The following is a 21707-nucleotide window of genomic DNA, read 5'->3' as shown; positions in this document are numbered from 1 at the left end:
TAAGGACGCTTGCTGGTGAGAAATACCAGCAAGGGCCAAAAACCGGTTTAATAATTTAAGATAGGGGTAGCTATTACCTTTTCACAGGCATTATGGTTAGGCGTTTTCATGAACCCTTTCGCTTGCAGATAATCAACTCCTGATTGTTTTTGTCTGATATTTCTGTAGGGCGCAAACCAGGTGGCGCAATCACAATCTTCAACAAATCTCCGTTCAACTCATAAGCAATGTTGACAGGCGCCGAAATGTTAAGCGTTTCATCTGGCTGAACAACAATGAACCTGAGGCTGCCAGTAGTGTCCAACTTGAAAGAATAGGTAACCTCCTTCCCGGTCTCGTCTGTAAAAAAAAGTTTATCTCCTTTGAAGACATATAGGTAAGATACATTCCATTTCTTGCCGTTTTGACTTTCAGATTGCGCCAACCAGGCTCCTTGTAAGTTTGCCTGGTCGGTAGCTTTTGCCGCATCCCTGGAGACGCCGCAAGACAAAGCGCAAACGAGTAGCAGTATAAGGAGGTAGATCTTCATAATGTTTTATTACCAAACGCATAACTATATGCAATGTTACAAAATTGCAATTAATATGGAGAAGACACTACATACTGCCCAACAACACAGCACGCAACATGGGGTTTGCCAAACCGCGGGTAGGCACGGATGATGTGTCGCCGTTAACAAAACGAATGCAGCCCCTTAGTACCGTCATCCCTCCGCTACCGTCGTTCCGAGCGCAACGCAGTGGAGCCCCCGCCCGGATGACCCCTTCGCCAGCCCGACACGATCATTCTGGCGGGGACGGGGAGGAACCTCTTCAGGAATGTCTCTGATGCGGGGATTACGTATCGCTGTAAACAAGAGATGTCAGTCTGAGCTTGACGAAGACACAAAAAATAAGTACATTAGCAAAACTGCTTGGGAAGCCAATGGAAACGCCAGGGATTGCCCGATAGCTACGGCACCATACAATGTAAAAACAATGAATCGCTTACTACTAATAGTTTTAATAACAGGCTTACCTGCAACTGTGTGCTTTAGTCAGACCAAAGCAACTAAAAGTACATTGCGACTATTGACATACGGCCTCCCGAACTTTCAAAAACAGAACGCAGAAAATGTCGTTTCCGATAAGTGGGGAATTGAATTTTATGCAGTTGCTGGCTGTGACGTGTCTAAGGAGCTACAGGACAGCGCGGAACAACATAATAAAATTATAGAGCCGCTTATTGAAAAGAAATACGGAAAAAACTGGCAGGAAAAATTTAACAGAGAAGTGGATGCCGAATTTGAATTAGAGAAAAAAGTAATAGCCGTAGTTGATAAACTGGATTATATCGAGAAAAGACAAGCCGAAATGGCAAAGGAAGGTAATGGGTTGCATTATATTATGACGCCCATTCGTAACTCAACTAAATACAATGTTTCTGTACAGGGTTGGGGTAAGTGGAACGATAACGATGAGTGGGTTACCTATTACCAACTACTGGTTGATTATAAGACAAAAGTCGTAAAACTGGCAAGTGATAAAATAATGCTGCCACGAATACACGAATGATGTCGTTGTATAAAACGAATGTCAGCCCTTTAGTACCATCATCCCGACCGCAACGGAGTGGAGTGGAGGGATCTCCTCCAGGAACGCCTGCCGCCCCAAATACGGAAAACCGTATCTCCTTTTACAAAAAATAAGTACATTAGCAAAACTGCTTTGGGAAGCCAATGGAAACACCAAAGATTGCCCTATAGTTAATAATAATTTTCAATTAAGCAAACTAAAGTAAGTGATGTGAATATTTACACGAGTTTTGGACGCGGCTAATAGACATACCGCTTCTTAAAAATCAACAGTAATACCTAAACAACAAAATCATGGCTAAGACTAAAGATGAAGAAACGACAGGAACACCTGAAAAGAAGGCTAGAAAGCGGAGAAATTTTCCAAATGTTGGTTTCCAGGATTGTTTTGACTTTGCTAAAGTTATATATCAATTAGGAGCGGGGCAAAAAGTAAGAAGGCTTACTGTATTTGAAAAAATTGAAAAATCACCGGACAGTGGACCTAGCCGAACGTTGGTTACTAATACAAATAAGTATGGGTTAATTATTGGGGGTTACCAAGCCGATTTTTTTGAACTGACAAAAAATGGAGGATTAGCCACTAACGATGATATTGAAGATACAATTCAGTTAAAGGCTAAATTCGATTTAGCCTTTACTAATTTTGAAGTATACAATCAACTTTATAATAGATTCGTCAATAACAAACTTCCAGCACACAGTGTCATCGCAGATATTTTAAGTGAATTTATTTCAGATATAGAAAAAGATGAAACAACGGCAATTGTTGACACTTTCATTGTCAACCTGAAATATTTAGGTTTGTTAAGAACGATTTCGGGTGCTGAAAGAATCATTAGCATCGAACATGCTATCGACGAGTTGCCCAAGACCTCTAAATCACTCGTAACAATACCTGATGATCCGACCGCAAATGATACTGTCGACCTAGTTCATGTTTCTTCAGGTAATGGTGTAAACAAGTATGAAAACTTTGAAAATTTGTGCTTCTATATCACGCCGATTGGTGAGGAAAATTCGGAACAGAGAAAACACTCTGATTTATTTTTGGAAGCAATTGTAGAACCAGCCTTAAAGCAAATAGATTTAGAAGTAAAGAGAGCAGACCATATCGATAAGCCAGGCACAATTACTAAACAAATAATCGAATACATTTCCAAAGCTAAACTTGTAATTGCTGATCTATCATACCATAATCCAAATGTATTTTATGAATTAGCTCTTCGTCATGCCTTTAGACTTCCAACTGTTCAGATAATAAGAAAGGCAGATAGAATACCATTTGACTTAAACCAAACAAGGACAATAACTATTGACACGACGGATATATATTCTTTAGTTCCCAAAATAGAGACATATCGTTCCGAAATAGCAAACCAAGTAAGACAGGTTTTAAGTGATCCAGATGCAGTTGATAATCCAATTGTAACCGTGTTCCCCAAATTAAGTACTAAACTTCAATAACATTAAAGCTACGAGCTACATAGCAAGTAGTAGTAAACTATAACTATGGTAAAACTTAAAAAATTCGCAATCATCAACTACCGATCTTGTCTAAAGTCAAGCATAGATTTGCAAGAAGACCTGACTTGTTTAATCGGCGTGAATGGTGTTGGCAAAACGAACATCCTTAATGGAATTCAGTTACTAAAAAAGATAAGAGGTGGATCGAAAATAGCAAATCAAAAGCAAAAAAATGTTGGATCTCAAACTACGATTTCTGCAACTTTTTTATTTAACGATAAGAGTATTGAGATGAAAGGTGTAATCCTTTATGAGACAGATGATCGAAACTATGACGAGGTTTTAGGCGCTAATCTAAAATTTAATCTTTCTGAATTTACAGGATCTAACAAATGGATTGAGATATCCTCTGAAGTTTTGCAGTATATGGATCAGATAAAAGGCGGAGGTCGAAAAACTTTTTTAAAGTATTTTTTTGATGATGCGTTTTTCGAAATAGAAGATCAACTAATAACACCTATTAGAAATTTTTTGCGACGTATTAGCTACTACAGCGCTAGCCAATTTTCTGATCCGACAAAATGCCCTATATCATTTGAACTCGAAGAAAGCAAACCGTTCAGGCAAAGTCGATACAATATTTATCATGAAAAATTTCTTAACGATCTTTACTTAACCTACAAAAGAGACAAAAAACTTTTTTCGAAATTCTTAACAACTGTTAATAAAGAAGGCATAGGAATAATAGATAACTGGTCATTTTCAGAATACGACATGCCTTCGAGTTCTTACAATGTTAAGTCGGGGGGCAAAATTGAAAAGATTGAAAAAAATAGACAATTAATTATACCATATGTAACTGTCGATTCGATTGAATTATCACCTAATCAGCTATCTGAAGGAACCTTCAAGACACTTGCATTGATATTTTACATTATTACAGATGACAATGATTTGTTGTTAATCGAAGAGCCGGAAGTTTGTGTTCATCATGGGCTCTTAAATAGTATAATGTCTCTAATATTAACCTACTCGACCCGCAAGCAAATAATTATTAGTACGCATTCTGACTTTGTGCTTGATAAATTAAAACCCCATAATATACTTATTGTAAAAAAACATCCTAAAAGTGGAACAAATGCGAAGAGTATATCAAAATTGCTATCAAAAAGCGATTATAAAGCCTTGAAAGATTATTTATCTGAAGTTGGTAATCTAGGGGAATACTGGAAAGAAGGAGGTCTTGAAAATGAGTAGATATCCAAAAAAAGTAGGGTTAATTGCTGAAGATGAAAGTGATATTGAATCTTTAAAAGAGCTACTTAAAAAGGTTGTAAAACAAGAAAATATTGGCTTTAAATCTTTTGTAGGTAGAGGATGTGGAAAAATTAAACGTAAGGTCGACGATTGGGCTAAACAGCTTAAACTTAGAGGCTGCAAAGTGCTTATTTTAGTCCATGATCTAGATAGAAACAATCATGACACTTTATTCAAATCGATTCGTGATAGTATTGAACCTTTTACCATAGCCGATACATTTATCAGTATTCCTGTTGAAGAAATGGAAGCTTGGTTTTTAGCCGATCCTAATGCAATAAAAATTGCACTAAAACTTCAAAAGAATATAAAAACATATCATCATCCAGAAAGAGTTAAGTCTCCTAAAGAAGTTTTAGGAATGGAGATAGAAAAGGCATCTAAAAATTCTAAAATTTACATTAATACCAAACACAATCCATTAATTTCGAAACAGGTCGATATCGAATTACTAAAAAGCAAATGTGATTCTTTTAATCAACTGTACGAATTTGCAGCCAAGAAAATTTAGCAATAGTCTATTTCTGTCGATTCAAAAAAAGCCGTAGTAATGCAGCTCTTGTTACCAAGTGGAGATTTTTAGATGTAGTCTTGGCAAAGAGAAATTAATTCAGTTCGTCATAGCTGCCATAGTAATAAAATCAGGTGTACTAAGATTTTAAATACGGTGTATTGTCTTGAAATAACTTTTATCATCAAGTAATATTATGAACCTAATTGCGCATTTCATAAAATCTCATTCTTCCAGCTCAAAATCAAAATCCAATAATTTTTTTGGATGTATTTCCAGGCCCCTTGCCAGCTCCAATAGGGTTAGCATCGTAATGTTAGCTTTTCCCTTTTCTATCTTACTAATATCGCTATAATCTATATTGCAATTTTGCGCCAGCTTTCTATAGCTAAGATCTTTTTTCTTTCTTAGCTTTTCGAGCTGCTTGCCCAACTGGGTTAAAAAATCGCTTTCTACAACTTTAGTCATTATATAGATTTATGGCAAGGTTAATTTCTGTGGAAAAATATATGTGGGAAATAATCCCTACATATTAATATTTCTACGTACTTTAGTTGTAGAATTTATATTTGCGATTACTTCATAAAAATATTTGAAGCATTCGCTTTGAATCTCGCTCTGAAACCTGAGAAATTTCATTAGCAACGAGATGATAAGTAGAATAGCTCACGGCCTGGGCGTGAGCTCTCTTATCCGTTGCACGGCTTCTCAGGGCCTCAGAGCGGTAAGTTGAGCGCCACGCCTTTTTTGTGCGGGTGCTTTTAAAACCACCTGTTATGAACGCCGTTACTACACCTACCACACGCCACCCGTTTAACGAAGCCCAATGGCTGCGTATTTTATTTCTCATTGCCGATACGGAGCAATGGTTACAGCAATTGCATAAGGATACCTTTTACCAGCTGCCACTCAAACAGCATAAAAAGCTGTTGCGTAATAACTGGTGGCTGGGCGCATCGGTATTGGCACATATACTCGAGCGCCATTATGCGCCTATGGCCCGCCACCCCGGCGCCGGTAAGTTTACCATTGGCGTGGAGCGCATTGTTTTCATCATCAAAGAGGCTTTTGCAGCCATTCCGCAGCCGGTGCCGCAAAGCTGCAACTACCAAAGGGTTTGGGATGCCAACAGCATCATCGGCTACGATGTTTGTGGGAGTGCTACGCAGGTGGTTACGGTTATTGCGGATGCGGCGGGGCGGATTGTCACTGCGTTTCCGGGCATTATTGTTAATGTGATGCATGACGGTTCGGGCTCACCGTGATGGAGCGGGAAAGGCCGCGCTATGTTGCGGATTGCAGATGCTTGCTGGATATAACTAGGCGTTTCCCCCTTGTTACTTTTATATATCAACCAGCTGAAGCATTTCGCTATTATTTGGCTTTTCAAGGTTAAGTTTCTTTGTTCTTTTTTGCTTGTCCCCGTCCGAACGGAGTTCATCCGGGCGGGCAAAAAAGAACGAAAAAAAGACCCCCGGCGGCACTTATCCCGAAAGCATTCGGGACCGGGAAGGGTGCTACCCCGCCCGAACGTGCCGTTCGGTACGGGCGGGTATCATCTGTGAATATAGTGGTGTGTTCGCCCCTATGTACCTACCGTGTTATGGGCGAACGCTGATCTGTGAATACCTGCCTGACGGCAGACAGGGTGGCTTACGCACGCAGACTTCCTAACCAGTAATGGCATCTAAAACACATTTAAGCCAAACGGATGCCAGGCGGCCTTGATGTATGAGCGTTAAGAAAATGAATGAAGTGGAGCGTAAAAAATGCCTGCTGTCTGAGCCCGCGTGAACCTGGTAACTGCCTCGCTCTGCGAAGCGAGTTCAGGCATTTTAGCGCAACGCAATTCATTTTTAGCGAAGACATCATAGCCTTGATTTTTGGCTCCACCTTTTTATCAAGAAAAAGGTGGAAAAGATTAATAGGAAACAAATTCTATAACACTGTTGATAATGAAGCAAACATATATTGATTTATTTATGAAAAATACCGACTCTAAACATGGTTCGTCGAGCTCACCATGACATTGCAATGTAAAACGGCCTCATTTTCCTAATCTGCAATACAAATCTTCAATAAAACACCATGAAAAAGCATCCTCGTGTTAACCTAAACCGCACTGCGGCATCCCACAAAAGCAATCCGCTGAAAGCATCTCCGCTAGGGATATTGAAGGAGTTTTTCAGCTACGCCAGTCCTGCCGAACACGCCAAAGCCTTTGATGAATTCTGTAGGGCAGCGCTGAAAGAAAAATATTGCTGGCGAAGGGGCAGCCCGGACAACGCCCTGCATTATGCCGAACAACTAGAGGGATTAATAGAAGCGGCTTACCTGCTTTATAAAGACAGGCACTTATACCGCACCAAAACAATACCTGCATCGCTTACCACTGCGGCGTATGCTGATGCTTTATCATACTTAAAAGTATTTTTCAGACAGGCCTCACCTGCTAAGTGGAAAAAATGGCTGCATATTTTTACTACCGCAGCCCTGTCTCACCAATCAGCGGCTGATGACATGAAGCCTGTAGCCATCTATACCTTTATTACTCACCTGCAGCAGCTGTTGAGCGTGGCTGCAGCTATTGTAAACAAAAATGAATAGTAGCTAAATCTATTCGAGCCAAAAACCTTTTGGTACTCCGTATCTTTTTAAAGGAACTTCTAAATAGTCAAAAGGTACACTGTCTATAATACTTACACCATTTTCATTAAACAGATCTGCTCCAACAAACCTGTAAGCCTTATGGTTTTTAAGTAATTGCCCGGTTCTGTATTGTGCCGCAATCAATTTACAAAGTGTATCATAAGCGGATCTTATGCTTGTATCTGTAAAATAATGATCCTTTTCCTCTCTACCTAGATTTAGGATGGTAAGATCTTCTGTTGTAATCACTGCATTAAACTGCCTTTTGGGTTTAGAGGTTTTAGTATTACATGCAACAATAGTAACTAGCAATATACTATACAATAACCGCATTTTAGTTTCTCTGGAATTTAGCATTTTAAAAAAGTACATTGTTTGACTTTAAGCAATTACTTCCCAATGCAAAACTTGCCAAAAATCGTCCCCAGAATATCCCTGTCTACCTCTACCTGGCCGGTAATCTCCCCCAGGTAATGCAGGGCCCGGCGAATATCGATGGTGAGCAGATCGCCACTGAGGTTATGTTGCATGCCCTCCTCTATAGCGTCAATACTTTCAATAATTTTTTGAAGCGCTTCGTGGTGGCGGGCATTGGTTACAATAGTACTTTCGGTATTAATTTCTTCACCAATGGCTTTCTCATACATGGCATCTTGCAAGGCTTCTATATTGTTCTTCTTTTTAGCAGATATAGATATTTGATACCTGATGCTGGATACTGGTACCATATCTGCCTTGTTCAACACAGTTATGGTTTTATCTTCGAACTGCTTTAACCAGGCAAAATCGTTCTCCTCTTGATCGGTAGCATCTATCAAGTGAATGATGATATTCGCTTTTTCTGCATTCTGCTTACTGCGCTCGATACCCAGGTTTTCAATAGTATCGGTGCTATGTTCACGTATACCGGCGGTATCTATCAAACGAAACAATACACCCTGTATGTTCAAAGTTTCCTCAATGGTATCCCTGGTGGTACCGGCAATATCACTTACAATGGCACGCTCCTCATTGAGCAAGGCATTCAACAAGGTGGATTTACCAGCATTGGGCTTGCCAATGATCGCCACGCTGATGCCGTTTTTAATGGCGTTGCCGAGTTTAAAAGAATCAAGCAGGTGGGTAACCCTCGATCTTAGGTTATGGATCAGGGTTCTGAATTTGTCCCGGTCCGCAAACTCCACATCCTCATCACTAAAATCCAGCTCCAGCTCTATTAAAGCCGCAAAATTGATCAGTTCATCCCTGAGTATTTTCAGATCGCTGGAGAAGCCGCCTCTTAACTGGTTGAGCGCCGTTTGCTGAGCAGCCTTGCTGTTAGCCGCAATCAAATCGGCCACTGCTTCTGCCTGCGCCAGGTCCAGCTTGCCGTTTAAAAATGCACGCTGGGTAAACTCGCCGGGTCTTGCCAATCTTGCACCGGCAGCCACCGCCACTTCAATGATCTTTCCCAGGATATAAGGTGATCCATGTCCGCTGATCTCTACCGTGTTCTCGCCGGTATAGCTTTTCTTGCCGAGGTACAAAGAAACCACCACTTCATCAATGACCTCATCCCCGGAAATAATATGCCCGAAATGTATGGTATGAGAGGCTTGTTTTAGCAGGTTCTTCCCTTTAAATATTTTATCAGCAATCTGAATGGCATCGGCACCACTCAGCCTTATAACGCCTATTGCACTTACACCGGGGGCTGTTGCCAGCGCCACGATGGTATCATCCAAACCCGGAAGCATATTCATGCCGCAAAATTATGTATTCGGCAGCACTCCTGTATGCGCCCTTATTATATACGGCCGATGGATTATATTTACAGCTGTTTTATAAAAGCTCCTGTTAAATCTTTTTTTGCCATGACCCGCTTACAACATACGCTACTGCTTTGTCTTATTTTTCTCGCTACAACAACCCATGCGCAGAAGAATTTGCGCGAGTACTACCAGCTCACTACTTACCATTACAGTTCGGCTACGCAGGAAGCTGCCTTGAACGATTATTTTGAAAAAGCCCTGTTGCCCACCCTGCACCGGTTGGGTATTACCCGGGTAGGCGCCTTCAGCAACCTGGCTAACGATACGGCAAAGCAAAAGAAAATGTATGTATTGATTCCCTTTCGGGGGCCGGAGCAATGGATCAACATTAACGACAAGCTAAGTACCGATGCCACCTACCAGCGCGCGGCGGCGGCTTATATGAATGCGCCTAACAAAGCGGGTGTGTATAACCGCATGGAAACTGTTTTGATGAAGGCATTTGCGAATGCACCGGTATTGCAAAAGCCGGGCATTACCAGTACCAAAACCGATAGGGTGTATGAACTTCGGAGTTATGAAAGTGGTACCGAAAAGCTGTTTCATAACAAAGTACAAATGTTTAACCAGGGTGGGGAAGTAGATATTTTCAAAAGGCTGGGATTTAACGCGGTATTTTATGGGGAAGTGATAGCCGGGGCAAGCATGCCGAACCTGATGTATATGACCACCCATGCGAATATGGAAACCCGGAACAGCAACTGGAAAAATTTTAGCAATGATGCCGCATGGAACCAGCTTAAAGTGGACCCCGCGTACCAGGATAATGTATCGCGTATCGAGATCAACTATTTGAAGGCACAACCTTATTCTGATCTGTAAACAAAATGACGATTGCCGCTGTTAAATAAAAGCATTAATTATAATATCTTTCTCCCCTATTAAAATAGTACACATGAAAAGATGGATGACTATAATAGCTATAATGTTGCTGGGTAGCTTAGCCGGTTTTGCTCAGGCTGATGGCGACGGCTCAGCAACAAAAACGGGCGACAAGGTGCCGGCCTTTGATTTTGAAACAGCAAAAGGCAAAAAAGCGAGTATTGCCGACTACAAAGGCAAGCTGGTGCTGATCAATTTGTTTGCTACCTGGTGCCCGCCCTGCCGCAAGGAGTTACCCGAAATGCAAAAGCAGGTATGGGAGAAGCACAGCAAAAACGAGAAATTTGCGCTTTTTGTCTTTGGCCGTGAAGAAAACTGGGATGTGTTGGTACCCTTTAAAGAAAAATTCAAATATACTTTCCCTATTCTGCCCGATGTGGACAGGGGCGTTTTCAGCAAATTCGCCACTCAATCTATTCCGCGTAATATATTGATTGATGAAACCGGCACTATCATCTACCAGTCTATTGGTTATGAACCCGGCGAGTTTAAAAAGCTGGTGGAGCTGATTGATGCAAAGCTGGCCAAATAAGAGAATAAATTTTTTAACCGCCAGGACGCTAAGACGCGAGGAAGCTAAAACTCAGGTAAATTTGTTGTACAGAATGATATTCAACCTTTTTCCTGGCGCCTTCGTGCCTTAGCGGTTAAATAACATCCGCTCGTGTAAGAATGTCGCCCATTAATCAACAAGGTTTATTTTTGCAGGATGACTATTTATTATTGTTATGATGCGCATTGTGGCTGGTGCTATGGTTTTAGCAAAGTGATCAGCCGTTTTGCAGTTCAATATCAAAATCAATTTCATTTTGAAGTATTAAGCGGCGGTATGATCCCCAAAGAATCGGCCAGGCCCATAAAAGCCATGGCGGGCTATATTGGCGAAGCGTACCATAGAGTGGAAGAGCTGGCAGGTGTGAAATTTGGCGCAGACTATCTTTGGCATATTCAAAATCCGGATGATAGTGATTGGGTGCCCGAATCTTTAACACCCGCAATAGCGCTCTGCATTTTTAAAGAATATCAGCCCGAACAACAAATAGCCATAGCAGCCGACTTTCAAAAAGCACTATTTGAAGAAGGGCGTGACCTGAGCGACGGAGAAGCTTACCGTCATTTGCTGGAACAATACAATATACCTGTAGATGCTTTTTATGAAATGCTGAAAGATCCTGCTTATGCAGAAAAAGCGCGGTATGAATTTGCCCTTTGCGCACAGCTGGAGGTAACGGGTTTTCCAAAATTATTATTGCAGGTAAACGATACTAAATTTTATCTGGTAGCTGAAGGCTATACACCTTACGACACACTTACAGCAAGAATCGAGAAGATCTTGCAGGAACTATCAGCCACTAACCAGGTAACCACCCATTAATTTCAGCACTGCTATATACACAATGACTACTGAAGACTTACAAACTATTGATTTCGCTGAAGGCGCTGTATTATTGATTGATAAACCACTGGACTGGACCTCATTTGACGCGGTGAGAAAAATTCGAAACCTGATTAAGATAAAAAAAGTAGGACATGCGGGAACCTTAGACCCATTGGCCAGCGGCCTGCTGATTGTTTGCACGGGTAAGTTCACCAAAAAGATCAATGAATATATGGCCCAGGAAAAGGAATACACAGGAACCTTTACCCTGGGGGCTACGACACCTACTTATGACCTGGAAAGCGAGCCCGTAAACATTCAGCCCATCGATCACTTATCGGTTGATGACATACAGAACGCTACTGCAGGTTTCCTGGGAGAAATTGACCAGGTACCACCTATTCATTCCGCCATCAAAATAGATGGTAAGCGGGTATACGAACTGGCGCGGAAAGGCGTGGATGTAAAGCTGGAGCCAAGAAAAATAACGATTAAGGAATTTGAAGTGGATGCTTCCGCCTTACCCATCGTATCATTTAGGGTAGTATGTACAACGGGTACTTATATCCGCAGCCTGGCCAATGATTTTGGAGCGGCTCTTGGTTGTGGCGGCTATTTAAGCAGCCTGCGCCGCACCCGTATAGGTTCATTTACTGTTGCTGATGCCTTGTCTATGGAAGATTTTGAAAAAGCCATGCGCGAACGAAAAGCAAAAGCCGCGGATCAACAACCATAACATCCTTTTAATTTCTTAAACCAGTTTAAGTTTTGAAAGCGTTGTAATATTGATCTTCGATTTATCAATATGCAACAAAAAACTTCATACACCAACCGGGTACAGCTGATCTTCAGGATAGCTATTTCGCTTACCTTATTTTCTGCCGTTGCAGACCGGTTTGGCTACTGGGGTGATCAGTCTACCTGGGGCAACTGGGCCAATTTTAAAGCCTATACCGGCCAGTTATTGTTTTTTCTGCCACAATCATTGGTAGCGGCTGCTGCTGTGGTTGCTACTATTTTAGAAATCGTTTTTGGCGCTTTACTATTAATAGGGTACAAAACCAGGCCTATAGCCTTTTTAAGCGGCAGCCTGCTTGTGCTTTTTGGAACCAGTATGGTGATGGCCCTGGGGGTTAAACCTACCCTGGATTACTCCGTATGGGTAGGCGCTGCAGGCTGCTTTTTATTGGCGGGCATCCCGCATTACTCATTCAGCATCGATCAACTAAATAATAAAAAATGGAAAAAAGATTAAACATTGCAGAGACAGAACCTGTGGGTTATAAAGCCATGCTGGGATTGGAAGGTTACCTGGCTACCACTCAATTAACAAAAACACATAAGGAGCTGATCAAAATACGAGCTTCTCAAATAAACGGTTGTGCATTTTGTATTGATATGCATACTAAAGATGCCTTAAAAAACGGGGAAACCAACCAGCGTATCTTCCTGTTAAACGCATGGCGGGAAACAGACCTATTCTCCGCCGAAGAAAAAGCAATACTGGCGATTACTGAAGAAATGACCCTGATCCATCAGCATGGTTTGTCTGATGCCAGCTATCAACAAGCTTTACAGTTCTTCGATAAAAATTATGTAGCGCAGATTATAATGGCGGTGGTAACGATTAATGCCTGGAACCGTATTGCTATCAGTACTCAATTGGAAGTACCGAGGTAGATTGTTACCGGTGATACTTCTGCGACCAACGATACAGGACACCGGCTGATTCGCAACTTTTTAAACAGTTAGGTGGGAGACACATTGAATTTAGTGATAAGTGCAGCAGCTTTCAATTTTAAGCGAGGCATGAACCTCCGGCTTACAGATGCAATCTCATGTTGGCTATTACAGGCTGACATAATCAAAGCAATAACAGATATTCTCCCTGAACTATATCGATCAACTCCAGATAACAATCTCGCACCTAAAATAAAAATGACTTTGTGGAGGTAAGTAATTTATATATAGGAGACCTAACCGCCAGGAATACGTTGAGTCAGGTAAGCTGATACTAACATTTCTATTCCCGTCTGGGCTTCCTCGTGGTTGTTAGCAACCAACCATAAAACAATTTTAAAAAACTGATAAAAATTAATACCTTAACATAACTATAAAAACTATTTCGTTTTTTTAAGCGTCAGTCAATTATCATTAAATTTGAAGTAAAGAATAATTTATAGGCTATGTTAGAACATTTGATAGAAAAAGAGGAGATCAGCAGCTACACCATCCTTCCTGCGGAGGAGGACAAGTCTGCGTTCTGGAAAGAAAAGCTGGAGTACGCCGTACGACTGGGCAATGAATTTAAAAGCAAAACAAGCATTACTTTTAATACCAGCGAAGGGCCGCGCACCGTGCACACCACAGTTTGGTCGCTCACCGAAAATTATATAGTTTTAAAGGCTGGAACCTTAATTCCTTTAATAAGCCTTATAGACGTACATTTTTAAATACATAAAAAAGCTGGTTAAAACCAGCTTTTTCTTTTTCTGCTTCCACCGCTTAGCCCGATGGCACCGAGCAGTGAGCGTACAATAGTATTACCGGCGGTACGCGCCACACTTTTCACAATAGGGTTGTCAAAGAAGCCCTTTTCTTCTTTTTGTGTCTTTGCTTCTTCTTTCTGCTGCGCTATCTCTTCTTTTTGAGTGGCCGCGGCTTCCAGCTTTTGAACTAATATTTCGTAAGCGCTATTGGAGTCAATCACTTCATTATAATGCCTGGCTATTCTAGAGTTGTCTACTATAGTATTTAATTCGGCATCTGTTAACACATCCATGCGGCTCTGCGGCGCCCGCAACATACAATGCACCAGCGGTGTAGGTACTCCTTTTTCGTTGAGCATTGTAATAAGGGCTTCCCCAATACCAACCTGGGTGAGCAATTCGTCTGTTTTATAAAACGCACTTTCAGGGTAGTTCTCTGCCGTTTGCTTGATCACCTTTCGGTCTGCCGCAGTAAAGGCACGCAATGCATGCTGTACTTTCAAACCCAGCTGCGATAGTACGGAAGCCGGTACATCCATAGGATTTTGCGTACAAAAATAAATACCGATGCCTTTAGAGCGGATGAGTTTTACAATCGTTTCTATCTGCCTTAATAAAGCTTCGCTGGCTTCATTGAAAATTAAATGTGCTTCATCAATAAACAATACCAGCTTGGGCTTGTCCATATCTCCTTCTTCAGGGCTGGATGCATACAACTCAGCTAACAATTGCAGCATAAACGTCGAGAAGAGCTTAGGCCTATCCTGCAAGTCGGTAACCCTGACAATAGAGATCATACCCCTACCATCGTTACTTATGCGCATCAGGTCTTCTACGTCAAAGCTTCTCTCGCCAAAGAACAGGTCGGCGCCCTGCTGCTGCAGTTCTATTACTTTTCTTAGAATGGTTCCGGTTGAGGTAGTTGATACTTTGCCGTAATCTTTTTCCAGTTCAGCCTTGCCTTCATCACTTACGTATTGCAGTACTTTTATAAAATCCTTCAGATCCAGCAAGGGCAATTTATTGTCATCGCAATATTTAAAGATCATGGCTACCAGTCCGCTTTGCGTATCATTCAGATCTAGTATTTTAGAAAGCAAAATGGGACCGAATTCGCTTACCGTTGCCCTTAGCCTGGTACCCTTTTCATTGCTTAATGTGAGAAACTCTACGGGGTAAGCTGCCGGCTTAAACTCCACACCCAACTGCTGGCAACGGGAAGTTATCTTTTCGTTTTCCGTTCCCGCAGCCCCGATACCGCTCAGGTCGCCTTTTATATCCATCAACACTACCGGTATACTGGCATCACTCAACCCCTCGGCCAATACCTGCAGGGTTTTGGTTTTACCGGTTCCGGTTGCCCCGGCAATTAAGCCATGCCTGTTTAATGTTTTAAATGGTATAAACACGTCTGCGCCATCCACCACCTGGCCATCCAGCATAGCACGGCCTATCTTAAAATTTTCTCCTTTGAAGGAGTAGCCACTGTTTACTGCTTCAAGAAACCCGGATGTATTGGACATAGATTTTAATTTGAATATAGTTTTGTTTTATCAAAAATAAATATTTCAATCATATGATTATGAGTGCTTTTTTAATGGCATGATTTTTACATCTTTAACAAAACATTCATGCACTTATTATTTATGTATTAAAACCATTAACTTTATTTGTGCTAGAAAACATTAAAAACGAATACAATGGAAGCAAATAAACCACATATTTTGTTATGCGAAGATGATCCTAATCTTGGGAACGTCTTGAAAAATTATTTAGAGCTGAATGATTATGACGTAACGCTTGAAAGAGATGGAAGGCTGGGTTTAGCTGCATTCCAGAGAGAGAAATTTGATCTTTGCCTGCTGGACGTGATGATGCCGCATATGGACGGTTTCACCCTGGCAGAAGAAATACGGGATATTGATGCGGACGTGCCCCTGTTCTTTTTGAGTGCTAAAACCATGAAAGAAGATATTATACAAGGTTACAAGCTGGGGGCAGATGATTATATTACCAAGCCTTTTGACAGCGAAGTTTTATTACTGAAAATTAAGGCTATTTTAAAGCGTAATGAGGAGCTGAACAAAGAAAGCGAGAACAAAGAGTACAATTTGTCCAGCTATCATTTTAACCCGAAGCTGCGCCAGTTAATTCATGGTGATAATACACAAACGTTATCTCCCAAAGAAAATGAATTGCTGAAAATGCTGGCTGAGCATTTAAATGACCTGCTGCCACGCGAACAGGCCCTGAAAAAAATATGGGGCAGCGATACTTATTTCAACGGCCGTAGCATGGACGTATATATTGCCAAGCTACGTAAATACCTGAAAGAAGATGATAAGATAGAGATCGTGAATATTCATGGGAACGGCTTCAGGTTGGTAGTACAGCCGTAAAATAAATCAGAAGATATTTGGGGCTGACCAAAAAGGTCAGCCCTTTTCTTTGTGAGAAAGGGGCTGAGTTGTAATTTTAGTTACCACACAAAAATTACAATGGCTAAAGTAAAAACTTCTGTAGTATTTAAGCAATATAGTCCTCAACAAAATTTATTGTTACCACCTTCACTGGAAGAGTTAATAGGCAAGGATCACCTTGTAAGGGTGGTTAATGAGGTAGTTGAGTTGATGGATATCAGCGACCTGATCAACTTATACAAAGGTGGCGGCACCAGTAGCTATCACCCCCGGATGTTACTAAAAGTGTTATTATATGCCTATTGTGTAAAGATCTATACTGGCCGCAAGATAGCCAAGGCACTGAGCCAGGACATTCATTTTATGTGGCTTTCAGCTATGAACCGTCCTGATTTTCGTACGATTAATAACTTCCGCAGCAGCAAAGCCAAACAGGTAATAGAAGCATTGTTTAAAGAGCTGTTGGAGTTTTTGGTAGCTCATCAGTATATCAAGCTGGAAAATTATTTTTGCGATGGAACAACATTGCGTGCAGATGCCAATCAGCATAAAATGGTATGGAAGAAAAATGCAGAGCGGTATGGTCTGAAGGCTGTAGAAAAATGCCAGGAGTTGTTTAAGCAAATAGATGAGCTGAACCGGCAGGAAGATAAAGCCTATGGGCAAGCTGATCTGGAAGAACATGGACAAGCTGCTACCGTGAGCCGGGAAGCAATAGCCCAAAAGGCAGCTACACTCAACGATGTCATACGCAATACTGTTGTAAAGAGCAAACGACGCAAGGCCACCACACTGAAAAAGAAGTTAAAAGATGCTGAAGGCAAGATAGAAAAGTATAACAATCAGATTCAAAAAGCCGGCAACCGTAGTGGTTACAATAAAACTGATACCGATGCCACAGCTATGATGATGAAAAATAAGGTAGAAGTACTGCCAGCCTACAATGTACTGGCAGGTAGCGAGGATCAGTTTATTACCGGGGTGAGCGTTCATCAATCGACCAACGATGGAGCCTGCTTTAATGATCACCTGCACGCCATAGCCAGCCAACAACCTTGCCAGCCCGACAGGATTATTGCTGACAGCATCTTTGGTACAGAGCAGAATTATGAACTGCTACAACAAAATGAAATAGCCAGTTATATGAAGTTCCCGCTATATCACAAAGAACAAACCAAAGCTTATCAGCAAAATTCTTTTCTAAAGGACAACTTTATCTATGATATACTCACAAATACTTATAGCTGCCCTAATAAGCAACTACTTATTTTTAAAGGCAAACACCAACAAACGCATAAACGTACCGGTTACAAATCAGAGGTAAAAGTTTATGAATGTAATAATTGCTCCGGCTGTCCTTTTTATCAACAGTGTTGTAAATCGACTAAAGGGGAGAACCGAAAGATAGAGATCAACGAAAAACTGGAAGCCTTTAAGCAGCAGGCAAGGCAAAACCTTCACACAGAACTGGGACAGTCCTTGAAAAAACAAAGAGGCACAGAGATCGAAAGCTGTTTTGGAGATATAAAACACAATATGGACTTCCGTCGCTTCCACCTGCGAGGTCTTCAAAAAGTAAAAACAGAGTTTATATTGGTAGCTATGGCACACAACCTGAGAAAAGTATCAATAAAAAAACTCAATAAAGCAGCCTGATAAACAAAAAAAGTACGTTTATCACTCATAATATCCCCTATTACTGCAGATATTATTGTGAAACCGAAAACTTAAATAAATAAAGTACAGCCCATATAAGTGAACTGTACTTTTTCAAATATTGAGACGTTTGACCTTTTTAGTCAGCCCCAATCAATGAGACAGAATTATACTCTTTCTTTACTATCCTTAACTCCTTCATGGTTACTAAATGAATAGCATCTTTCTAAAACCAAAGGGAATATACTATTTTTAAAAATTCAGCTCCAAACTGCTTCCACCTCTGTTGGGCTTCTTTCCTAAATGTTCATATGCTTTATGTGTAACCTCACGGCCACGGGGTGTACGTTGCATAAAGCCCTCCTGTATCAGGAACGGCTCATATACCTCTTCAAGTGTACCGGCTTCTTCTCCTACGGCAGTGGCAATAGTGGTAATGCCAACAGGTCCTCCTTTAAATTTATCAATAATCGCCAGCAATATGCGATTGTCCATATCATCTAATCCATATTCATCTACATTCAATGCTTTTAAAGCGTGCTGCGTAATACCCAGGTCAATTTCGCCATCGTTCAGCACCTGTGCAAAGTCGCGCACCCGGCGTAACAAGCCATTGGCGATACGGGGTGTGGCACGGCTGCGTTTGGCTATTTCTCTGGCCGCATCGTTGGATATAGTAGTGCCCAAAATTTTCGCCGCGCGTAATACAATTTTAGTCAATGTTTCGGCAGAATAATATTCCAATCTTGATTTGATCGCAAACCTCGAAAGAAGCGGAGCGGTTAACAATCCGCTACGGGTAGTAGCTCCAATTAATGTAAAAGGGTTAAGCGAAAGCTGTATGCTACGGGCATTAGGGCCGCTATCAATTAATATATCCAGCCTATAATCTTCCATTGCTGCATACAGGTATTCTTCTACTACGGTGCTTAACCGGTGTATCTCATCAATAAACAATACATCATTAGGCTCCAGAGAAGTTAATAAACCTGCCAGGTCTCCGGGCTTTTCAATTACGGGTCCGCTGGTTTCTTTGATATTAACGCCCAACTCATTAGCCACTATACGCGACAACGTTGTTTTACCCAGGCCGGGAGGTCCATGAAACAACACATGATCCAGCGCTTCGCCCCTGATCTTGGCCGCTCTTATAAATATCGTGAGGTTTTCAATAAGCTGTGGCTGCCCGGCAAATTCTTTAATCTGCCCGGGCCGGATGGTATTTTCAAACTCACGTTCAGCAGCATTCAGCCCCTGCTTCTCTTTGTTTAAATTGGGATTGCTCATTTGTACGTCAAAGATAAATACGAATATCTGAACCGTAACTTATAGGTTACAACAAAAAACCGCCTCTTTGCAGAGGCGGCTCCATTTATGGGTTAGTAGTATAGCCTTTTATTTCACCGCTACTTTCAGGTCAACTCTTCTGTTTTGTGCCTTACATTCAGGAGTGTCATTCGCTTCGCAAACAGGGAACTCAGGACCATAACCTTCTGCTTCCACTACCTGTTTGGCATCAGCACCCGCTTTTACCATTTCCTGGGAAACAATTTTAGCGCGCTCTGCAGATACTTTTTTGTTGATAGCAGCATCGCCTGTATTGTCAGTATAGCCACCCAATTTAATTGCTGCTTTAGGGAAGTTTTTAAGGATGGACGCTATATTTAATATTTGCGCAGCTGATTCGGCAGTTAAAACCGACTTGCCGGTTTCGAAATACACACGATCTAACACTACCCAGTTGGCGGATTTATTCACCGTATCAACCGTAAATACGGCATCGTTAAGCATATGGTACAACCGCGCTTCGGTACTGTTTTCCCCTACTTTTAAGGTGGTACCGTCTGCCAGTTTAATCTCAGTATCGGCACCAACATTGTAAATGTAATTGCCGCTAGCCGTATCTAATGTGCCGCTGGCTGTTGTAGCAGGTGCTGATGCAGCCGCCGTATCTAATGGAGCCGTTGCAACAGTATCAGAACCAGTAGTGCCCTCTCCTTGCTTACAACCTTTACCCATTAACCACCACAGTAAAAATGCAAGTGCTGCCAATAACAAAAGCGGGAGCAGCCATTTCATTCCACCACCGGCTCTTTCTGCCTGTTGCTCTGCATAATTATAAGTAGCTGTAGAAGCCTGCTCTACATTTTCTACCGCTTCACGGGCAGTACTTCCCAATGACCCCAGGCCAAGTGTAGATGCCAGTGATCCTAATCCCGAAGGCAATGCACTTAAAATATTAGATTTTTGAGTATTTAAAAAACCCGAAAAGCTACTGACATCCTGGTTGCTTTCAGTTGCGTGTTTTCCCAATAAACCCATAATTAATGGCGTAACCATACTAATTAATGAGTTGGATGATGACGACTTTACTCCGGCAAAATTGGATATAGTATCAATAATTGTATTCGATTGTCCACCAAAGATCTTATTAAACCAGCTGGTTCCCTGTGCCTGTAAATCGGCATTACCGAAAAAGGAGCTAAGATTACCTAGTAAACCCGAGCTGTTCGCTTCTTTTGCTGCATTGAGCAATTGTCCGGCATCGGCTTCCGACTGTGTTCCTTTTGCCACTACACCGCCTAAAATTGAAGGTATTAAACCAGAAAGCGCTTTTGAAATACCGCTGTCACTTTCACCAAGCAATGTGCTGGCCCTAGAGATCAGATCCGGTGAAACATAGTTCTTAACAAGATCTACGATGTTGATTGACATAATTGTATTTTTAATTATTGAAATTTTGGTTTGAAAATTTATGAGTGCGAAATTATAAGCAAGTCTTTTACAGATTTTAAAATATAGCCGTAATAACCTTGTTTATCGCTCAAGCCAGCAATTATATCGCCCAATATCCCAAACACCCTAAAATAAATGGCTTTCAAAATTATAATAACCTATCATATGGCGGACAGGGTTCAGAGCTTTCGTAAAATACATTGACACAAAAACTATTCCTAAATTACAATAAAATATCCAGTGAAAAACGATAAATAATTTAGGGGAGCCAGCCTTCATTACTTCTTAAAGGTGTAACTGCATTCTAGCTGTGACGGAATATGTTGTATATTGAAACCTGACTCACTCCATAATTATGAGAAAAATTACAACACCAATAGCTGTAGCGCTATTTGCTGCTACTTTTTTCCTTTCGTCCTTTTCCTCCGACCCCAAACCCAAAACAAAAGATCTGGCGGGCATCTGGGAGATGCAGATCAATAACCGGCCTACTGGCTTTTTAAAGATATTTGGCACCGGCGGCGATGTTACCAATGTAAGACTAACACCGCTTGGATTTGTGAAAACCCTTAGCGGCTCCTACGAAATACAATCCGACTCTACTTATATTGAAAAAGTAGAGGAGCATGAAAACGCTGCATTGAACAAAATAAATGTTGTATTGCGGTACCAAATGGATAATCCCAATACACTTACCATAAGTTATACCATTAATAACTTTCAAGGTAAGGAAACCTACAGACGTGTACCGTTTACTATAATTGTAAATTAACAGTATAAAAAAATCTCCGTCTGTAACGGAGATTTAATAAAGCATG

Annotated in this window: 23 protein-coding genes; 16 read left to right on the top strand and 7 right to left on the bottom strand. The window is 41.3% G+C overall.

Annotation, left to right across the window (positions count from 1 at the left end):
- Positions 1-106: 106 nt before the first annotated feature.
- Positions 107-529, bottom strand: coding sequence for a TIGR03067 domain-containing protein (locus ACLOAU_RS08330; RefSeq protein ID WP_427861402.1), 423 nt, complete (start codon positions 527-529; stop codon positions 107-109).
- A gap of 448 nt (positions 530-977) precedes the next feature.
- Here ACLOAU_RS08330 and ACLOAU_RS08325 point away from each other — a divergent pair, with 448 nt between their 5' ends.
- The 4 genes from ACLOAU_RS08325 (at position 978) to ACLOAU_RS08310 (ending at position 4868) form a co-directional block, all read left to right on the top strand.
- Positions 978-1553 carry an FEKKY domain-containing protein gene (locus ACLOAU_RS08325; protein WP_427861401.1) on the top strand — a complete coding sequence of 192 codons (576 nt, stop codon included), beginning with the start codon at positions 978-980 and terminating at the stop codon, positions 1551-1553.
- 314 nt (positions 1554-1867) lie between these two features.
- Complete coding sequence (locus tag ACLOAU_RS08320) at positions 1868-3040, top strand: hypothetical protein (protein WP_427861400.1); 1173 nt, start codon at positions 1868-1870, stop codon at positions 3038-3040.
- A 45-nt stretch (positions 3041-3085) separates the two neighbouring features.
- Positions 3086-4297 (top strand): AAA family ATPase, encoded by a 1212-nt coding sequence (locus ACLOAU_RS08315; protein WP_427861399.1) that lies wholly within the window; start codon positions 3086-3088, stop codon positions 4295-4297.
- Positions 4290-4868, top strand: coding sequence for a DUF4276 family protein (locus ACLOAU_RS08310; protein ID WP_427861398.1), 579 nt, complete (start codon positions 4290-4292; stop codon positions 4866-4868). Before ACLOAU_RS08315 ends, ACLOAU_RS08310 begins: the two co-directional genes overlap by 8 nt.
- Before the next feature lie 225 nt (positions 4869-5093).
- On the opposite strand, the gene ACLOAU_RS08305 is transcribed toward ACLOAU_RS08310, so the two are convergent.
- On the bottom strand, positions 5094-5336 hold the full coding sequence (locus tag ACLOAU_RS08305) for a helix-turn-helix domain-containing protein (protein WP_427861397.1): 243 nt from the start codon (positions 5334-5336) through the stop codon (positions 5094-5096).
- Between the two features lie 308 nt (positions 5337-5644).
- Between ACLOAU_RS08305 and ACLOAU_RS08300 the strand changes: the two genes are divergently transcribed.
- On the top strand, positions 5645-6133 hold the full coding sequence (locus ACLOAU_RS08300; protein WP_427861396.1) for a hypothetical protein: 489 nt from the start codon (positions 5645-5647) through the stop codon (positions 6131-6133).
- An 823-nt stretch (positions 6134-6956) separates the two neighbouring features.
- Complete coding sequence (locus ACLOAU_RS08295; protein ID WP_427861395.1) at positions 6957-7475, top strand: hypothetical protein; 519 nt, start codon at positions 6957-6959, stop codon at positions 7473-7475.
- A 9-nt stretch (positions 7476-7484) separates the two neighbouring features.
- Here the strand turns inward: ACLOAU_RS08295 and ACLOAU_RS08290 are convergent, their stop codons facing one another.
- Both ACLOAU_RS08290 and mnmE read right to left on the bottom strand, forming a co-directional pair.
- Positions 7485-7889, bottom strand: coding sequence for a hypothetical protein (locus ACLOAU_RS08290; protein ID WP_427861394.1), 405 nt, complete (start codon positions 7887-7889; stop codon positions 7485-7487).
- A 17-nt stretch (positions 7890-7906) separates the two neighbouring features.
- Entirely contained in the window at positions 7907-9259 is a 1353-nt protein-coding gene (mnmE, locus tag ACLOAU_RS08285; protein WP_427861393.1) for a tRNA uridine-5-carboxymethylaminomethyl(34) synthesis GTPase MnmE, read from the bottom strand.
- Between the two features lie 111 nt (positions 9260-9370).
- Here mnmE and ACLOAU_RS08280 point away from each other — a divergent pair, with 111 nt between their 5' ends.
- The 7 genes from ACLOAU_RS08280 (at position 9371) to ACLOAU_RS08250 (ending at position 14041) form a co-directional block, all read left to right on the top strand.
- Complete coding sequence (locus ACLOAU_RS08280) at positions 9371-10150, top strand: NIPSNAP family protein (RefSeq protein WP_427861392.1); 780 nt, start codon at positions 9371-9373, stop codon at positions 10148-10150.
- Between the two features lie 73 nt (positions 10151-10223).
- Complete coding sequence (locus tag ACLOAU_RS08275) at positions 10224-10742, top strand: TlpA family protein disulfide reductase (RefSeq protein ID WP_427861391.1); 519 nt, start codon at positions 10224-10226, stop codon at positions 10740-10742.
- A gap of 177 nt (positions 10743-10919) precedes the next feature.
- Positions 10920-11585, top strand: coding sequence for a DsbA family protein (locus ACLOAU_RS08270; RefSeq protein WP_427861390.1), 666 nt, complete (start codon positions 10920-10922; stop codon positions 11583-11585).
- A 22-nt stretch (positions 11586-11607) separates the two neighbouring features.
- Positions 11608-12324: a tRNA pseudouridine(55) synthase TruB gene (gene truB, locus ACLOAU_RS08265; RefSeq protein WP_427861389.1), complete on the top strand. Its 717-nt coding sequence runs from the start codon at positions 11608-11610 to the stop codon at positions 12322-12324.
- A 69-nt stretch (positions 12325-12393) separates the two neighbouring features.
- A complete protein-coding gene (locus ACLOAU_RS08260; protein ID WP_427861388.1) occupies positions 12394-12843 on the top strand; it encodes a hypothetical protein in 450 nt (149 codons plus the stop codon).
- Positions 12828-13268 (top strand): carboxymuconolactone decarboxylase family protein, encoded by a 441-nt coding sequence (locus tag ACLOAU_RS08255; protein WP_427861387.1) that lies wholly within the window; start codon positions 12828-12830, stop codon positions 13266-13268. Before ACLOAU_RS08260 ends, ACLOAU_RS08255 begins: the two co-directional genes overlap by 16 nt.
- 506 nt (positions 13269-13774) lie before the next feature.
- Positions 13775-14041: a hypothetical protein gene (locus tag ACLOAU_RS08250; protein WP_427861386.1), complete on the top strand. Its 267-nt coding sequence runs from the start codon at positions 13775-13777 to the stop codon at positions 14039-14041.
- 17 nt (positions 14042-14058) lie between these two features.
- Here the strand turns inward: ACLOAU_RS08250 and ACLOAU_RS08245 are convergent, their stop codons facing one another.
- On the bottom strand, positions 14059-15600 hold the full coding sequence (locus ACLOAU_RS08245) for a helicase HerA-like domain-containing protein (RefSeq protein WP_427861385.1): 1542 nt from the start codon (positions 15598-15600) through the stop codon (positions 14059-14061).
- 177 nt (positions 15601-15777) lie between these two features.
- Here ACLOAU_RS08245 and ACLOAU_RS08240 point away from each other — a divergent pair, with 177 nt between their 5' ends.
- Complete coding sequence (locus ACLOAU_RS08240) at positions 15778-16476, top strand: response regulator transcription factor (protein WP_114789993.1); 699 nt, start codon at positions 15778-15780, stop codon at positions 16474-16476.
- A gap of 99 nt (positions 16477-16575) precedes the next feature.
- Positions 16576-18153 carry an IS1182 family transposase gene (locus tag ACLOAU_RS08235; protein ID WP_427859941.1) on the top strand — a complete coding sequence of 526 codons (1578 nt, stop codon included), beginning with the start codon at positions 16576-16578 and terminating at the stop codon, positions 18151-18153.
- 252 nt (positions 18154-18405) lie between these two features.
- Here the strand turns inward: ACLOAU_RS08235 and ruvB are convergent, their stop codons facing one another.
- Together ruvB and ACLOAU_RS08225 are read right to left on the bottom strand one after the other, a co-directional pair.
- Complete coding sequence (gene ruvB / locus ACLOAU_RS08230; protein ID WP_427861384.1) at positions 18406-19440, bottom strand: Holliday junction branch migration DNA helicase RuvB; 1035 nt, start codon at positions 19438-19440, stop codon at positions 18406-18408.
- A gap of 108 nt (positions 19441-19548) precedes the next feature.
- Positions 19549-20868, bottom strand: coding sequence for an OmpA family protein (locus tag ACLOAU_RS08225; protein ID WP_427861383.1), 1320 nt, complete (start codon positions 20866-20868; stop codon positions 19549-19551).
- 376 nt (positions 20869-21244) lie between these two features.
- Here ACLOAU_RS08225 and ACLOAU_RS08220 point away from each other — a divergent pair, with 376 nt between their 5' ends.
- On the top strand, positions 21245-21661 hold the full coding sequence (locus ACLOAU_RS08220; RefSeq protein ID WP_427861382.1) for a DUF4488 domain-containing protein: 417 nt from the start codon (positions 21245-21247) through the stop codon (positions 21659-21661).
- The last annotated feature ends 46 nt before the right edge of the window (positions 21662-21707 follow it).

The organism is Paraniabella aurantiaca, from assembly GCF_050309965.1.
Classification (GTDB): domain Bacteria; phylum Bacteroidota; class Bacteroidia; order Chitinophagales; family Chitinophagaceae; genus Niabella.
Note: the sequence above shows the minus strand (reverse complement) of the source record. Positions and strands in the feature narration are given on the sequence as shown.

Coding starts and splice junctions, on each gene's coding strand:
- ACLOAU_RS08250 (WP_427861386.1), top strand. CDS start 13,775: ATGTTAGAACATTTGATAGAAAAAGAGGAGATCAGCAGCTACACCATC.
- ACLOAU_RS08255 (WP_427861387.1), top strand. CDS start 12,828: ATGGAAAAAAGATTAAACATTGCAGAGACAGAACCTGTGGGTTATAAA.
- ACLOAU_RS08235 (WP_427859941.1), top strand. CDS start 16,576: ATGGCTAAAGTAAAAACTTCTGTAGTATTTAAGCAATATAGTCCTCAA.
- ruvB (WP_427861384.1), bottom strand. CDS start 19,440: ATGAGCAATCCCAATTTAAACAAAGAGAAGCAGGGGCTGAATGCTGCT.
- ACLOAU_RS08295 (WP_427861395.1), top strand. CDS start 6,957: ATGAAAAAGCATCCTCGTGTTAACCTAAACCGCACTGCGGCATCCCAC.
- ACLOAU_RS08245 (WP_427861385.1), bottom strand. CDS start 15,600: ATGTCCAATACATCCGGGTTTCTTGAAGCAGTAAACAGTGGCTACTCC.
- truB (WP_427861389.1), top strand. CDS start 11,608: ATGACTACTGAAGACTTACAAACTATTGATTTCGCTGAAGGCGCTGTA.
- ACLOAU_RS08310 (WP_427861398.1), top strand. CDS start 4,290: ATGAGTAGATATCCAAAAAAAGTAGGGTTAATTGCTGAAGATGAAAGT.
- ACLOAU_RS08220 (WP_427861382.1), top strand. CDS start 21,245: ATGAGAAAAATTACAACACCAATAGCTGTAGCGCTATTTGCTGCTACT.
- ACLOAU_RS08330 (WP_427861402.1), bottom strand. CDS start 529: ATGAAGATCTACCTCCTTATACTGCTACTCGTTTGCGCTTTGTCTTGC.
- ACLOAU_RS08305 (WP_427861397.1), bottom strand. CDS start 5,336: ATGACTAAAGTTGTAGAAAGCGATTTTTTAACCCAGTTGGGCAAGCAG.
- ACLOAU_RS08240 (WP_114789993.1), top strand. CDS start 15,778: ATGGAAGCAAATAAACCACATATTTTGTTATGCGAAGATGATCCTAAT.
- ACLOAU_RS08275 (WP_427861391.1), top strand. CDS start 10,224: ATGAAAAGATGGATGACTATAATAGCTATAATGTTGCTGGGTAGCTTA.
- ACLOAU_RS08225 (WP_427861383.1), bottom strand. CDS start 20,868: ATGTCAATCAACATCGTAGATCTTGTTAAGAACTATGTTTCACCGGAT.
- ACLOAU_RS08270 (WP_427861390.1), top strand. CDS start 10,920: ATGACTATTTATTATTGTTATGATGCGCATTGTGGCTGGTGCTATGGT.
- mnmE (WP_427861393.1), bottom strand. CDS start 9,259: ATGAATATGCTTCCGGGTTTGGATGATACCATCGTGGCGCTGGCAACA.
- ACLOAU_RS08300 (WP_427861396.1), top strand. CDS start 5,645: ATGAACGCCGTTACTACACCTACCACACGCCACCCGTTTAACGAAGCC.
- ACLOAU_RS08290 (WP_427861394.1), bottom strand. CDS start 7,889: ATGTACTTTTTTAAAATGCTAAATTCCAGAGAAACTAAAATGCGGTTA.
- ACLOAU_RS08320 (WP_427861400.1), top strand. CDS start 1,868: ATGGCTAAGACTAAAGATGAAGAAACGACAGGAACACCTGAAAAGAAG.
- ACLOAU_RS08280 (WP_427861392.1), top strand. CDS start 9,371: ATGACCCGCTTACAACATACGCTACTGCTTTGTCTTATTTTTCTCGCT.
- ACLOAU_RS08325 (WP_427861401.1), top strand. CDS start 978: ATGAATCGCTTACTACTAATAGTTTTAATAACAGGCTTACCTGCAACT.
- ACLOAU_RS08260 (WP_427861388.1), top strand. CDS start 12,394: ATGCAACAAAAAACTTCATACACCAACCGGGTACAGCTGATCTTCAGG.
- ACLOAU_RS08315 (WP_427861399.1), top strand. CDS start 3,086: ATGGTAAAACTTAAAAAATTCGCAATCATCAACTACCGATCTTGTCTA.